Source organism: Streptomyces spongiae (assembly GCF_009377185.1).
Taxonomy (GTDB): domain Bacteria; phylum Actinomycetota; class Actinomycetes; order Streptomycetales; family Streptomycetaceae; genus Streptomyces; species Streptomyces spongiae.
On record NZ_VJZC01000264.1, the window covers coordinates 1 to 13,276 of the forward strand.

Below are 13,276 nucleotides of genomic sequence, written 5' to 3' on the forward strand. Positions count from 1 at the left end.
GACCCGTGTTCGGGCCCCAGGGCTCGCCATGGCATGCCCTGGATGCAGATGACCTGCGCGGAGCCGACGGCAGCTCAAGCGGCCCGAACCGAAGGACAGCGGCCTGCAGACCGAAAACGTCCTGACCAGCGGCATGCCCTAGGACCTCGTCGCCGCGATCCATTTCCAGGTCGACCAACGACGAGCCGGAAGCGGCTCCTTGATGCTGGCATCGACCTCCGCGGTCCACTTCGCGGCCGCCGGCCAGGAAGCCACCATGAACGCGGCCACCGCATGGCTGCCCTCACCCACGGTGACCGCGCAGCTTGGGAAGGCACCGCGATCTTCCACGAACTCATCCGCCTCACTCGTTCGAGGACACCGACCCCCTCACCGTGCACCCGGACATCCTGGCTCTCGTCCACTCCGACCACCGCGGTCGCCACGCCACCGTCCTCGCGCCCGACTGGCACCCCGGTCAGGTGAACGAGTTCAACGGTGCGGTGCTGTCTGGCCCTGCCTGGGCTCCGCCGTCTGGACCCCTGCGCAACACCACCAGCTTCGAAGCTGCGATACGCGCGCTTGGCCGCCCTTGCTTCCTGGCGGTAGGGGCCTCTTGCCATGCATGAAGGACCGGAGCTCGCAGTTCGCCGTCGTGGTAGCCAGACAGGCGTACCAGGAGAAAAATGAGCAAAGTGGGCAAAAGAGACTATGTAGGGAAGATCAGCCGACGACTCCGGCTCGTCGTCCGCTCATGGCCTTTCCCGTGTCGCGCCCTACGTTTCTCGAATCCTTCTCGGATCAGTGGGCGTAGCCACTTGCCATTGGCTGACGATCATTATATAGTCGTACGAACGTAAGACATACGAGCGTAAGAAGATGCGGGAGCGCGTCAAAACCAAGGGAGCTCGTGATGGTGGCAACTCGACCGGTGGTGCTCGTGACGGGTGCCTCATCGGGGGTGGGCAAGGAGACGGCCCGCGCCTTCGCCGCGGCGGGTTTCGAGGTGATCGGAACCGCTCGCAACACCGCGCGGGTCACCGCGCCCGCCGGGGTGAGCTACCTCGATCTCGACGTGACCAGCGACGAGTCGGTCGCCGCCGTGGTCAAGCAGGTGATCGACCGGTTCGGGCGCATCGACGTCCTGGTCAACAACGCCGGCGTCGGCGCCAACGGCGCCGCCGAGGAGTTCTCCGTGGCCCGGACGCAGGACGTCTTCGACGTCAACGTCTACGGCGTCATGCGGATGACCAAGGCGGTGCTGCCGCACATGCGCGCGCAGCGGAGCGGACGCGTCATCAACATCTCCTCGCTCAGCGGGTTCGTCCCCAGCCCGTTCATGGCCATCTACACCTCGACAAAGCACGCGGTCGAGGGCTACTCCGGGTCGCTGGACCACGAGGTCCGCGAGCACGGCGTGCGGATCCTGCTCGTGGAGCCCGGCCCGATCAACACCCCGTTCGGGGACCACAGCGTGCAGGGCGACACCCCATTGCCGCTTTACGCGTCGAGGCGACGCACCTTTGACGAGGTGCTGGCGAAGAACACCAGCGGCGGCGACGATCCCGCTACCGTCGCCAAGGTGATCGTCGCGGCGGCCACCGACAAGAACCCGAAACTGCGGCGCACCGCAGGCACGACCGCCGCCGGCATCAGCGTGTTCCACCGCGTCCTACCGGCCCGGATCTTCGACCGCATCGTCCGCCGGTTCAATCGGATGCCGAACTGACGCCCACTTCGCGAGCCCGAAGCCGCCCGGAAATGTCGGCGCGTCTTCGACGAGGTGGCAGCGGATGCGGTGGTCGAACAAGGTCGGCGGCTACTTCGAAACCGCATCCGCCCGCCGCCGAGGGCGCCACCGCAGTGGCAGACGAGATCGGCCACACCGACTACCCCACCCACACCGCCTGACAAACCCCGGCGATACCGGTCCGGGCGGACCGATATGCCAAATGGCCCCCATGGAGTTACCAAATGTCTGAGCAGACTGCAGTCGAACTGAGCCCGGAAGCAATCCACTTCGCGGAATGGCTGGCCACAGGGGCGAATCCCCCGTCCGAGTTGGAGGCTGCGCGCATCCAGGCGGAGCAAGTCCATCTCGCGGCCCGGGAGCCGGAAGGCGTCACCTATCGGGAGGTGGACGCGGGCGGTGTGCCGGGAATCTGGTGCGAACCCGTCGACGCCAACACCGACCACGTCCTCCTGCACAGCCACGCCGGGGGCTCCGTGCTGGCGTCGGCGCCCGTCGACCGGAAGCTCGCCGGCCACATCGCGAAGGCCGCAGGCGCCCCCGTACTGGTTCTGGACTTCCGGCGCGCACCGGAACACAAGTACCCGGCCCAGGTGGACGACGCGGAGGCGGCCTTCAACTGGCTGCTCTCCGAAGGGTACGAGCCCGGAAACATCATCACGATCGGCCACTCGATCGGCGGGTTCATCGCCGTCGCCCTGGCGCTGCGCCTCCGCGACAAGAAGCAGCCCCTGCCCGGCGCCATCGTGTCGATCTCCCCCTGGTGCGACCTCGAGATCGCCAACGAGACGATCACGACCAACGCCGGGACGGACAAGATCCTCAGCAAGGAACTGCTGGAGTTCTTCCGGGAATCCTGGATCGGCGGCACCGGCATCGAGTTCACGGACACCCGGATCAACCTCAACCGGGCGGACCTGAGCGGTCTGCCTCCGACCCTGGTCTCCTGGGGCACGTACGAGGTCTTGGCCGGCGAGGACGAGGAGTTCGCCGCCCGCGTCAAGGACGCCGGAATCGACACCACGACCGTCGTGGTCCCCGGAGGTCAGCACTCCTACGTCTACGGTGCCGGCCGCATTCCGGAGACCGACGCCGCCATCGCACAGATCGGCGCCTGGGTCCGGGAGAAGACCAAGATCTGACCTGGCGGACGGGCGCGGCAGCACAGGACTCGCGCGCCTGCCGGATCGGGACGGGGGAACGGACGCGAGCATGGCCTGCAGTGGCGCGCAGGTCCGCGACGCACGCGAACTCGTCCCGGTCCGGCAGGCGACGGCCGGGATGGCTGACCACGACGGCGGCTTCAGCTACGTGCACCGCCGCGCGACCAAGCTCGCTGCGGGGGGTCGGAGATCGGCTGGCCAAGTCGCCCGGAGGTTCGGGACCAGCCTCGCCGACCACATCACGGTCGGAAGGCGACGCCAGAGTTCGGCGCGTGCCGCGGCAGTTCACCGAACTCGTCGCCGAGCGCACCGACGCCGAACGCGACACGCACCCGCGTCGAATAGCCCACCTGGCATCCGCCGCGCTACGGACGCCCGCCGAACCGTCCCCCCTCTCGACGCCGAACACCCGCCACCGGGTGGCCAGACGATTCCGTACCCCCTCGATGAGGACCCGATGAGTACCTTCCACCCCGACCTCAAACGAGGTCGTTTCATCCCCAATGTGTCCTACGGCCGTCTGTCGTCGCGCCTCGTGCGGAGCGTGAAGTGGCGCGCGACCGATCCAGGACCGGACGTCACGGTTCAGGAGATCGTCGTGCCCGGCCCCAAGGGCGCACCGTCCGTCTCGCTTCGCGTCTTCCAGCCGACCGGCCTGAAGACAGCGGCTCCGGCGCTGCTCTGGATCCACGGAGGCGGCCTGATCTTCGGCGCTCCCGAGCAGGACGACCGTACGAACATCGCCTTCGCCCGCGAGCTCGGCATCACCGTCGCCGCGGTCCGTTACCGACTGGGGCCGGACCATCCCGCGCCCGCCGCGGTCGAGGACGCCTACGCCGCGCTGCGCGGACTGGCCGAGCGAGCCGACGACCTGCACATCGACGTCGACCGCATCGCGATCGGCGGTGCCAGCGCGGGCGGCGGAATCGCCGCGGCCCTCGCGCTGCTCGCCCATGACCGGGCCGAGATCCGCCCGGCGTTCCAGCTGCTCCTCTACCCCATGCTGGACGACCGCACGACGACGAGAACCGACCTGGACACCCTCAAGGTGCGTGTCTGGACGCCCAAGAGCAACCGGTACGGCTGGTCGTCCTACCTCGGCGACGCCGTCGCGGGCCCCGACGTCTCCCCCTACGCGGCCGCCGCCCGCCGCGAGGATCTCACCGGCCTCCCCCCGGCCTGGATCGGCGTCGGCACCCTCGACCTCTTCCACGACGAAGACGTCGAGTACGCGCGCCGGCTCAGCGACAGCGGCGTCCCCTGCGACCTCGACGTCATCCCCGGCGCTTTCCACGGCTTCGACCTCGTGTTTCCCAAGGCCGAAATCTCGCGGGAGTTCTGGCGCCGGCAGGCGCGCGCGCTGAAGCGCGCACTGTGAGGCCGAAGACCGAATGTCGGCGGTCTCTGAACGGTTCATGGAAACGGCGACACCGAAACTGAAGGCAGAGGACATGCAGATCGCGGAGAAGGGTTCCGTCCTCACGGCGCCACCAGCGGGATCGAGGACATCTCGGGCGGTGAGCGCGTAGCTGCCGTCGACCTCAGTGAGAGCGGGCCGACCGAAACGGCCCGGCTCCCGGCCGTGGCGGAGGGCCAGCTCACTACCCACGCCACCGCCGAGGGACACCGCGACACCCTCGGCCTGTGGGTCGGCGACGGCGGCGAAGGCGCACCGGCTTCGCGTGCTCTCCGAACTCACGCGGAAATCGAAGAGCGACTTCGTCACCGGGGCGGAGCCCCTTCGACGCCAGGAGGTTTGCGAATCGGTCCGCGTCGCCATTCACCTGCCGGTACGTCAGGCGAGAATCCACGGTTACGATCGCGTCCCTCTCGGCGAAGGCGCCGGTGGACAGCGCGAGAACGGTGGCAAGGCTGTACATGGTGACTCTTCCCGTACGCCGAGCGAAGGGTTACCCCGACACGCGACAAAACTGCGTGCCCAAAGAGCTCAGGAGAGGGGGACGGACTAGCGCTCGGTTGCAGAAGGGCCGGATGCTGCCCGGATGCCGTCAGCTGCCAAGGCGGCACTGAACTGCAAGATGTCTGAAGGACTTGCGAGAGAGAGTCCTGTCAGCTTCTCGATGCGCCGAAGCCGCTGGGAGATCGTGTTCTTGTGAACGAAGAGCTCTTGAGCGGACACATCGGCGCGGCAATCATGGGCCAAGTAGGTTCGCAGGGTGAGGATCAGGTCTGTCGAGCGCTCGAGATCGCTCTGGCGCAGTGCACCCAGCACGCGATCACTGAAGCTCGCGACGGCCGTTTGGTCCTCCAGCTGGAGCAACAGGCCCACCACCCCCAGGTCCTCGATGGTGCGCACCAGCGGAGCCTGGGAGCCGCCGAGTTCAAGCGCGCCTCGTGCCATCCGGAATGCCCTGGCCAGGTCTCCTGAACCGCTGGCAGAGGCCACTACTGCGTGTACCTGAGAGCCGATCGCGCTGTGCCTGAGGGTGGCAGCTATGTCCCCTGCGCCTTCCTCGGCCGGCCAGAGAGCGACCCAGTAGTCGCCGAGCCGGCCGCACACAAGGCGGGGCCGTCGGCTCGAAATGGATCGCATCCGGCGCCCGAGCGGCGAGTTGTCGGCTTTCGCGGCACTGCCTTCGCTCTGATCCTTCATCACGACTACCTGAACCTCATCGACCAGCAGGTTCGCTCGCAGCGCACGCTGCCGGGCCGCAGTGCGGCGCTCAGGGTCGCCGGAACACAGGTCCCCGATCAGATCGTCTCTGAAGCGTGCTTCGGCCTCGGCCGCGGTCCGGTCGCGCAGGAGGAGAAGCGCGCAGACGGTCGCCGCATGCTCCAGTGCGCGAGCCGCCATGTCGGGGTCGAGGGTCACGCCGAAAGCTTCGATGCGTGCAGCTGCCTCCCCGTGCAGGAGAACCACTGCAGAGTTCGAGTCCTCCGGCGCCGGGTCTTCGACCGAGTCGGAGCCTGCCTGGGCCAGCACGAAACCCGATTCGTCGACGATCCTCAGGAAGCCGGCACCCACCATCTGCGCGGACTCCTGTGCGAGGTGGGCGAGATCCGAGTTGGTGAGCGCCACGTCGGTAAGGCGACGATGCAACTCCTGAGACCGCTCGTCCCGCACCTGCCGGTCGCGCAGTTCCTGGTTGAGATCCTCGAGCTGATTCATCCGGCCGGTCTCCGCCTGGCGGAGCCGCGTGATTTCGAGAGCAGCGCTCGCAAAATCCGTCAGGGCCTCCACCAAGTGACGAAGCTGGGGATCCGGGGCGATGACCTCTCTGTTGTAACAGTTGAAGGTCCCGACGATCTGATCGCCCGCTCGCAGCGGCACAGCCAACAGCGTCCTGTAACCCTGCGCCCGCGCAGGACCGGACCACTGCGTGAAGTCAGCGTGCTGCGTGATGTCAGATACCCAGACGGAGACTCCGGAGGTATAGGCCCTGCTGGAGGGAGACTGTCTCGCCGTGCTACCGAGCGTCAACGGGTTACGGGAGTTGATCTGCTCGACGTAGAAGGTGTCCAGACCCGCCCAGGCGCGGATGAGCAGCTGAGTTCTTGACTCGTCGGGGAGAAGAACTGCGCAGAAGTCGAACCCGGTGAGCTGGCGCCCCACCGCGACCAGTCTCTGGTGCAGGTCTTCGGAAGAACTCCCTGCCCCGGCCTGACGGGCCAGCAACTCAAGCGCCGCGATCCACACGGTGGTCGGCGTCACTTCGTGGGGCATCGGCTCGCTCAAGAGGTGCCTCCAACCCGACGACTCGCAGGTGATGGTCGCCCGTGATCCCGGCTCAAGGGTATGACAGGAGCACTCCTGGAGGCTGTGCCCTCAAGGCTCGATCGGAAGGGGTGAGTTCTCGCTGTCGAGATGTTCGACAGTCGTGAATACGAGATCGGCTTCACCCACGTTTTCGATGTCATGAAGCAGAAACTCGCCGCGCTCGAATTCAAAATGGCGTGTTTCGCCTGCTTTGTAGTGTACTGCGCGAGTCGTTCCGTCGTGCGTATGCTGAATGCTGTGGCCGGACGTGATGGCTGTCCAGAAGTAGTCGAGCACGTGACGATGAGCGTGCCATCGTTCGCCAGGTGCCAGCCGAATTTCCCAGACCCGGACACGGGGGTCTTCGCTGAGCAGACGCGAACCCACATGCCCGTCCTGCGCGTGAACGCGGAACTCTTCGACCAGCTCATCGGTCCAGCCGGCAAAGTCGCTGGCGGTCAGTTCGCCTGCCAGAGGCAGATCAAGGCTGCTCGCGACGGGCCTTTGTCCGTTGTCCCGGGATCTCTCACTCATCATGCTCCCTCCGTTTCCGTCAGGTTCCGGGCCCGTAGAGACCGAACCGCAGTTCGGGATCCTCCGGGCGCCAGGAGTTGTCGAACTGTGCACGCTCACCCATGGCCTGCACGCGCGACTCAAGTTGAGCGCTCAGGGCGAGTTGAACCGGCTCCCAGACCTGAAGGGCCTGGTCCAGGTTGCCGCCCGCCTTTTCGATCGCCGTGGCCAGACTCCACGCGTCGGCAGCGGCCTTGGCCGTGCCGGCCGCCGCGTGCGGGCGAGCGGCGCATGCGGCGTCACCGAGTATCGCGACCCGGCCCCGGACCATCTGCGCGGCGCGAATGTCGCTGACGACCTGGACGTAAGGAGCGACGCAGCGTGAAGCAACCTCGGCCGCTGCGGGCGGTAGGTCGCGAGCTGCGTCAGTCTGCATCCGTTCGACCTCGATGCGCGGAACCTGCTCTGGATGCAACGACAGAACCCCATCGGATGCGCCGCCGACGAACTGATCGAGTCGGCGTCCCGCCGGAACGTTGCGATACCAGACGAAGTTCATAAGCCTTTCGGTTCTGCCGTCCGTGATTGGGCTGGGCACGGGATACATCACGATGTGTGAGTCCGGCACAACCGCGTAGGTCACGGAACTGCCAAGAACCGCACTCGTTTCGCTGCTCAACAGACGCTCCGGCACGAGGCCGCGCCAACCGATGTAGCCGGAATACCGGATGGATGTGTTAGGCGAGACGTAATGCCGGCCCACTGAGTTCACCCCGTCGGCGAATACCACGAGGTCGCCGGTGGCAAAGCTGCCATTGTCGAACTCGACGGTCGCAGTCGACGCGTCCTGAGTGACTGCCACGGCGCGGTGTCCGCGCCTATAACGTTCGACCCCGAAGTCCCGCAGCAGCGCCGAGTGGAGGGTCGCCCACGAGCTGTAGGACCACTGCGCGTACTCGCGGTGGGTTACGTTGTTGTCGCCGCCCAGGTACTGGACGAGATTTGTAGAGGTAGTGAGGCTCTCCAGCGCCTGCGTACTGCGTTCGGTGAACCAGCGGATCGTGTCCGGCTGCAGCACGATGCCGCCGCCGCGGGCGTCATTGCGAGTCGATCGCTCGAAGACGTCGACATCCCAGCCGAGGTCACGCAGCAGCAGCGCAGTGGTGAGACCACCGATCGAACCTCCGACGACGACCGCCCGACGGGACTTCGGTTCGCGCATGCGTCGACCTCCCCGGTTGCGGGAGGCATCGGCGCACCTGCTCGATGCCTCGGGCATTCAGTCTCGGAGGGCGGTGGAACCGTGGCTATGTTCGGGGCCACATTGCAGGCGACGGGTAATGTGCGTGAGCACATGCCGCCGGGCCGTTCCACCGCGGCATTCTGGACTGACCTCGATATGGCGCGGCCAATCGAGCGGATGTAGATCGCCGTGGTCTTTGGTCGAGCGCGTCGACGGTTGAATTCGTCGAGTCCGCATCGCCCGTTCTCGCGAACCAGAGCCGTCGATGTGGACGAGTGTTCCCGGTGGCAGGCGCAAGAGTGGAGGCTGACGTGGATACGCAGGAACAAGTGGCGAAGATGATGCTTGTCGAACGAGACGTGCCGATCGAGATGGACGACGGCATCGTTCTGCGAGCTGACGTCTTCCGCCCGAATGACGGACTGGCACATCCGACGCTCATGACCTACGGGCCCTACGGGAAAGGTCTGGCGTTCGCCGACGGGTACCCGACGGCATGGCGCAAGATGGCTGAGGAACATCTGGACACAGTGACTGGGTCGACCAACGTTCACCAGTGCTGGGAGGTGGCGGACCCGGAGAAGTGGGTTCCCCATGGCTACGCCCTCGTTCGCGTGGATTCTCGTGGGGCCGGCCGGTCTCCTGGCTTTCTGGACCCGTTTTCCGCGCGAGAGACCGAGGATTTTCGTGAATGCATCGAATGGGCGGGCCGACAGGCGTGGAGTAACGGAAAGGTCGGCCTGAGCGGAATATCATATTACGGGATGAATCAGTGGCGGGTGGCCGCGCTGAAGCCAGGGCCGCTCGCAGCGATCTGCGTATGGGAGGGCGCCTCCGACTTCTACCGAGAGGGTGCACGCCATGGCGGAATTCTGAGCACGATGCTGCTGAACTGGTACGAGATGCAAGTGCTGCCGGTCCAGCACGGACGAGGGGAGGCGGGACCCCGGAGCGCGGCAACCGGTGAACTGGTCTGTGGCGATCAGACGCTGAGTGAATCCGAACTCGCTGCCAACCGGGCCGACCTGCCGAGGTTTCACCGCGACAACGAGTTCGTCGACGCCTACCGCGAGCGCCAGGCTGATCTGTCCCAAGTTGATGTGCCGCTGCTGTCCGCCGGCAACTGGGGTGGGCAGGGACTGCACCTTCGCGGCAACATCGAAGGCTTTTGCAGGGCATCGTCGACGCAGAAATGGCTTGAGATCCATGACGGTGAACACTGGGTGGAGTTCTACACCGACTATGGCGTGGACCTCCAGCGCCGGTTTTTCGATCACTTCCTCAAGGGTGCAGACAACCGCTGGGGCGAACAGCCCCGCATCCAGATGAAGGTTCGGCACGTCGACGGCACGACGGAGGTGCGACACGAAGACGCGTGGCCACTTCCCGGGACGACTTGGACCGATCTGCAACTGGACATCGACAGACTGCACCCTGGTGCCGCCACCGAATCGGTCGTTTCCTTTGACGTCAACGGCGAGGGCGTCTCCTGGACCACCGAACCGATGGAGGAGACCACCGAGATCACGGGACCGGTTGCCTGCCGTCTCTTCGTATCCACCACCTCCACGGACGCGGACATCTTCGCAGTGCTGCGCGCCTTTGACCCGGCCGGGAACGAGCAGGTCTTCCAGGGCGCCATCGACCCCTTCAGCGCAGTGACGAAGGGGTGGTTGCGAATGTCGCACCGGGAGCTCGATGAGCGTTTCAGCACACCGTACCGGCCGTTCCATTCGCATGAGCGGAAATCCGAGGTCATTCCCTACGAGATCTACCAACTCGATGTCGAGCTGTGGCCCACCAGCGTGGTCCTCCCACCGGGCTGGCGTCTCAGTTTGACCCTGCGGGGCTCCGACTGGGTTTACGACTCGGCACCGGATAGCCGACTCTCGAACTTCAAAAACCCAATGCAGGGTTCAGGACCTTTCCTGCACAACGATCCGTCGGATCGTTCAGCGTCCGTCTTCAGCGGACGCACTTCGATTCATCTGGGGGGCAAGCACACATCCTTTCTCCGCCTCCCGATCGTCCCGGCAACAAGGACTTAGAAAAGGAGTGATGAAGATCAGAGCCGCAGGTTACGCAACCACAGGAGGTCGCGATGTGCTCCGCATCGTCGACCTCCCCGTACGAGATCCGGGCCCGGGTGAGGTTCGGGTGAGGATCCGCTACTCAGGCGTCAACCCGACCGACTGGAAGACCCGCATCGGCGGCATCCACATGCCGATCCCCGACGGGCAGGTTCAGGTTCCGCACCTCGACGGCTCGGGGATCGTGGACGCCGTCGGCCCGGGGGTCGAGGACCTCGTGCCGGGGGACAGGGTGTGGTTGTGGCTCGTCGCCTTCAAGCGCTTGGAGGGGACCGCGCAGGAGTACGCCACGGTGCCGGCCCGACTGGTCCGCCCGCTGCCCGACACGGCCTCTCTGGAGCTGGGCGCCGGCCTCGGGGTCCCCTTCATCACCGCTCATCACGCGCTGACACTCCGTGCCCAAGGCCCGACTCAGCTCGGACCGGGGGTGCTCGCAGGGGTGACCGTGCTGGTCGCGGGGGGAGCCGGCGCCGTCGGCAATGCCGCGATCCAGCTGGCGACGTGGGCCGGCGCGCGGGTGATCACGACCGTCAGCAGCGAAGCCAAGGCCCGCCTTGCGAGGGCCGCCGGTGCCCGGATGGTGGTGAACTACCGCACGCAGGACGCCGCCGCCGAGATACGGCGACTCGCGCCGGGCGGGGTGGACATCGTCGTTGAGGTCTCGCCGTCCACCAACGTCGGTCTGGACCTCGCGGTCATCGCGCCGCACGGCCTGATCGTGGTCTATGCCAACAACGGCGGCGACGACATCCTCATGCCGGTCCGATCCCAGATGACTCTGAGCGTCACCTGGCACTTCGTACTGCTGTACAAGATGACCGACGCCGTTCTCGATAACGCCGTCGCATCCATCGACAGGGCGCTGGCAGCCGGGGTGATCGGCGGGGGTGAAGCCTGCGGGCTGCCCGTCCACCTCTATCCGCTGGAGCGCATCGCGGATGCCCACAGGGCGGTCGAGTCCGGAATCGTCGGAAAAGTTCTCCTTGACCTGTCCGCATGACGTCCCTGCCCGAACCGGCCGGGACTGCCCGCCCCACACATCGGCGCTGCCCGAGCAGCCGTCAACCGTCATACCGGAGGTATAGAGAAATGAGCCTGAAGAACCAGGATGTGGCTGCGGCCACGTCGGTGAAGGAAGACATCGAGTTTCGCGCCGACAACGGGGTCATCCTGCGTGGCTGGGTGATGACCCCGGCCTCCGAGGGCCCGCATCCCACCATCGTGATGACCCCTGGATTCTCTTCGTCGATCACCCGCCTCGAATTCGTCGCCGACGCCTTCGTCGCCCGGGGGTTCGGAGTCCTGCTGTACGACCAGCAGACGTGCGGCAACAGCGACGGGGAACCGCGCCAGGACATCGATCCTGTCGCACAGGAGCGGGACTTGCAGATGGCCCTGTCCTTCGTGGAGCAACATCCAGCGCTCGACAGCGACCGCATCGGCCTGTGGGGCTCAAGCTACAGCGGGGCGATGGTGCTCGTCGTGGCCGCCATGGACCGCCGGGTGAAAGCTGTCGTCAGCCAAGTGCCCTTCATCTCCGGTTACGACCAATTCGTACTGGGAAACGGCCAAGGCGCGCTCGCCGCGATCAACGACAACATGGACCAGGACAGGCAAGGAAGGCTCAAGGGTGAGGAGCCCGGCCGTATCCAGCTGGTGCGGATGCCGACCGATCCGGCTGACCACCCGGTCCTCTTCGAGGACGCGGCGGACTACGAGTACCTCGTGGGTGGTCCCCAAGGCCCCGCCGAAGGATGGATCAACAGCGTGACCATCCGATCGACCGGACGGGCGCTGGCGTACGACGTGCGTCCGTTCATGCGCCGCATCAGCCCGACGCCTCTGCTGATGGTCGTCGCCAGCGACGACCAGACCACTCCGCCCTCGCTCGCTCTGGAAGCCTATGATGCGGCGCTTGAGCCCAAGGAGCTCGTGATGATCTCCGGGGGACACTACGGGGTGTACTGGCCCCACCTTTCCCGGGACCTTGTCACCGACGCCGCAGCCCGTTGGTTCGAGACCCATCTGGGCAAGGCCACTCCCTGAGGGGCGGCGGGTCGGAGACCGGAAGGCGAAGTCGCCCGGAGGTTCGGGGTCGGCCTCGCCGGCGACCTCGCGGTCTGAGGGCGACAGCAGCGTTCGGCGTGTGATTCGGCAGCTCACCGAGCTCGTCGCCGAGCGCGCAGCCGCCGAACGCGACACGCTTCCGTGCCTGATGGTCAAGGCGGTATGCGCCCCGCTGCTTTCGCACGTCACTGACCGCACGGCAGCCGAGAAGCTGTCGGCGCGCACGTCGACGTCCAGATTCGCTGCGAACGGGGCCACCGCGATCCGGGGCTGGGCCGGTGCAGATCAAGGACATCGAGAGCGTCCCCGGCCCAGCCTTTCGCATGAGGTTGCCCGAGTGAGCTGAGGACTCCTCCGTCAGTGTTCCGTCAGCCGGCCGCTCTGTCGTGTCGCCGCCGAAGGCCGCCGTCTCACTATGCCGATGCTGGCGCTGTGCGGTTCCACGGGGCTGCCTGACCGCCTACCGACACTGGAGATCTCGCAGGCCTGTGCCGACGACGTGACCGGGCCGAGATCCCGGAGTGCGGCCACTTCATCCCCGAGGAGCGGCCGGAGGCCCTGCTGGCGCATTTGCGGCCCTTCCTGGCCGGCAAGGCGAGCCGGTGAGGGAAGCGGTGCGTCTGCCCGGTCGAGCGCCGACCCGAGGGGGCGTACTGTCCGACCTCGGCCACGGTGTGATGCCCCCGCGCGGGGAACGAGCCTGGGGAGCAGGACAGGCTGCTGAGGGGTGGCCCCGCCGAAACCCGGCGGGGC

The 13,276-nt window shown here is 66.4% G+C and carries 11 protein-coding genes and 1 pseudogene; 8 read left to right on the forward strand and 4 right to left on the reverse strand.

The window, feature by feature from the left end:
* Positions 1 to 85 precede the first annotated feature (85 nt).
* The 5 genes and pseudogenes from FNH08_RS52330 to FNH08_RS28920 all read left to right on the forward strand — a co-directional run.
* Positions 86 to 560: pseudogene (locus tag FNH08_RS52330) on the forward strand (ADP-ribosylglycohydrolase family protein); the annotation flags it as partial.
* Between the two features lie 332 nt (positions 561 to 892).
* Positions 893 to 1,708 carry an oxidoreductase gene (locus FNH08_RS28905; RefSeq protein ID WP_152774474.1) on the forward strand — a complete coding sequence of 272 codons (816 nt, stop codon included), beginning with the start codon at positions 893 to 895 and terminating at the stop codon, positions 1,706 to 1,708.
* 245 nt (positions 1,709 to 1,953) lie between these two features.
* Positions 1,954 to 2,871, forward strand: a complete 918-nt coding sequence (locus tag FNH08_RS28910; protein ID WP_152774475.1) for an alpha/beta hydrolase — start codon at positions 1,954 to 1,956, stop codon at positions 2,869 to 2,871.
* 293 nt (positions 2,872 to 3,164) lie between these two features.
* Complete coding sequence (locus FNH08_RS28915; RefSeq protein WP_152774476.1) at positions 3,165 to 3,353, forward strand: hypothetical protein; 189 nt, start codon at positions 3,165 to 3,167, stop codon at positions 3,351 to 3,353.
* On the forward strand, positions 3,350 to 4,270 hold the full coding sequence (locus tag FNH08_RS28920) for an alpha/beta hydrolase (RefSeq protein ID WP_152774477.1): 921 nt from the start codon (positions 3,350 to 3,352) through the stop codon (positions 4,268 to 4,270). Before FNH08_RS28915 ends, FNH08_RS28920 begins: the two co-directional genes overlap by 4 nt.
* Positions 4,271 to 4,493: 223 nt before the next feature.
* Here FNH08_RS28920 and FNH08_RS54105 read toward each other — a convergent pair whose 3' ends face one another.
* From FNH08_RS54105 to FNH08_RS28940, 4 genes are all read right to left on the reverse strand, one after another.
* Positions 4,494 to 4,772, reverse strand: a complete 279-nt coding sequence (locus FNH08_RS54105; RefSeq protein WP_152774478.1) for an AMP-binding protein — start codon at positions 4,770 to 4,772, stop codon at positions 4,494 to 4,496.
* Between the two features lie 86 nt (positions 4,773 to 4,858).
* A complete protein-coding gene (locus tag FNH08_RS28930) occupies positions 4,859 to 6,589 on the reverse strand; it encodes a helix-turn-helix domain-containing protein (RefSeq protein ID WP_152774479.1) in 1,731 nt (576 codons plus the stop codon).
* 90 nt (positions 6,590 to 6,679) lie between these two features.
* Positions 6,680 to 7,147, reverse strand: coding sequence for a cupin domain-containing protein (locus FNH08_RS28935; RefSeq protein WP_228034415.1), 468 nt, complete (start codon positions 7,145 to 7,147; stop codon positions 6,680 to 6,682).
* Between the two features lie 16 nt (positions 7,148 to 7,163).
* Positions 7,164 to 8,345: an FAD binding domain-containing protein gene (locus tag FNH08_RS28940; protein ID WP_152774480.1), complete on the reverse strand. Its 1,182-nt coding sequence runs from the start codon at positions 8,343 to 8,345 to the stop codon at positions 7,164 to 7,166.
* Positions 8,346 to 8,677: 332 nt separating this feature from the next.
* On the opposite strand from FNH08_RS28940, the gene FNH08_RS28945 reads away from it, so the two are divergent.
* The 3 genes from FNH08_RS28945 to FNH08_RS28955 all read left to right on the forward strand — a co-directional run bounded on the left by FNH08_RS28945 (position 8,678) and on the right by FNH08_RS28955 (position 12,502).
* Positions 8,678 to 10,414, forward strand: coding sequence for a CocE/NonD family hydrolase (locus FNH08_RS28945; RefSeq protein WP_322725648.1), 1,737 nt, complete (start codon positions 8,678 to 8,680; stop codon positions 10,412 to 10,414).
* 55 nt (positions 10,415 to 10,469) lie between these two features.
* Positions 10,470 to 11,456 (forward strand): NADPH:quinone reductase, encoded by a 987-nt coding sequence (locus tag FNH08_RS28950; RefSeq protein WP_322725650.1) that lies wholly within the window; start codon positions 10,470 to 10,472, stop codon positions 11,454 to 11,456.
* Between the two features lie 89 nt (positions 11,457 to 11,545).
* Positions 11,546 to 12,502, forward strand: a complete 957-nt coding sequence (locus FNH08_RS28955) for an alpha/beta hydrolase (protein WP_194238654.1) — start codon at positions 11,546 to 11,548, stop codon at positions 12,500 to 12,502.
* The last annotated feature ends 774 nt before the right edge of the window (positions 12,503 to 13,276 follow it).

Excerpts from the sequence above, each read along its gene's own strand:
- FNH08_RS28910 (WP_152774475.1), top strand. The coding sequence starts at position 1,954 with ATGTCTGAGCAGACTGCAGTCGAACTGAGCCCGGAAGCAATCCACTTC.
- FNH08_RS28955 (WP_194238654.1), top strand. The coding sequence starts at position 11,546 with ATGAGCCTGAAGAACCAGGATGTGGCTGCGGCCACGTCGGTGAAGGAA.
- FNH08_RS28940 (WP_152774480.1), bottom strand. The coding sequence starts at position 8,345 with ATGCGCGAACCGAAGTCCCGTCGGGCGGTCGTCGTCGGAGGTTCGATC.
- FNH08_RS28905 (WP_152774474.1), top strand. The coding sequence starts at position 893 with ATGGTGGCAACTCGACCGGTGGTGCTCGTGACGGGTGCCTCATCGGGG.
- FNH08_RS28920 (WP_152774477.1), top strand. The coding sequence starts at position 3,350 with ATGAGTACCTTCCACCCCGACCTCAAACGAGGTCGTTTCATCCCCAAT.
- FNH08_RS54105 (WP_152774478.1), bottom strand. The coding sequence starts at position 4,772 with ATGTACAGCCTTGCCACCGTTCTCGCGCTGTCCACCGGCGCCTTCGCC.
- FNH08_RS28935 (WP_228034415.1), bottom strand. The coding sequence starts at position 7,147 with ATGATGAGTGAGAGATCCCGGGACAACGGACAAAGGCCCGTCGCGAGC.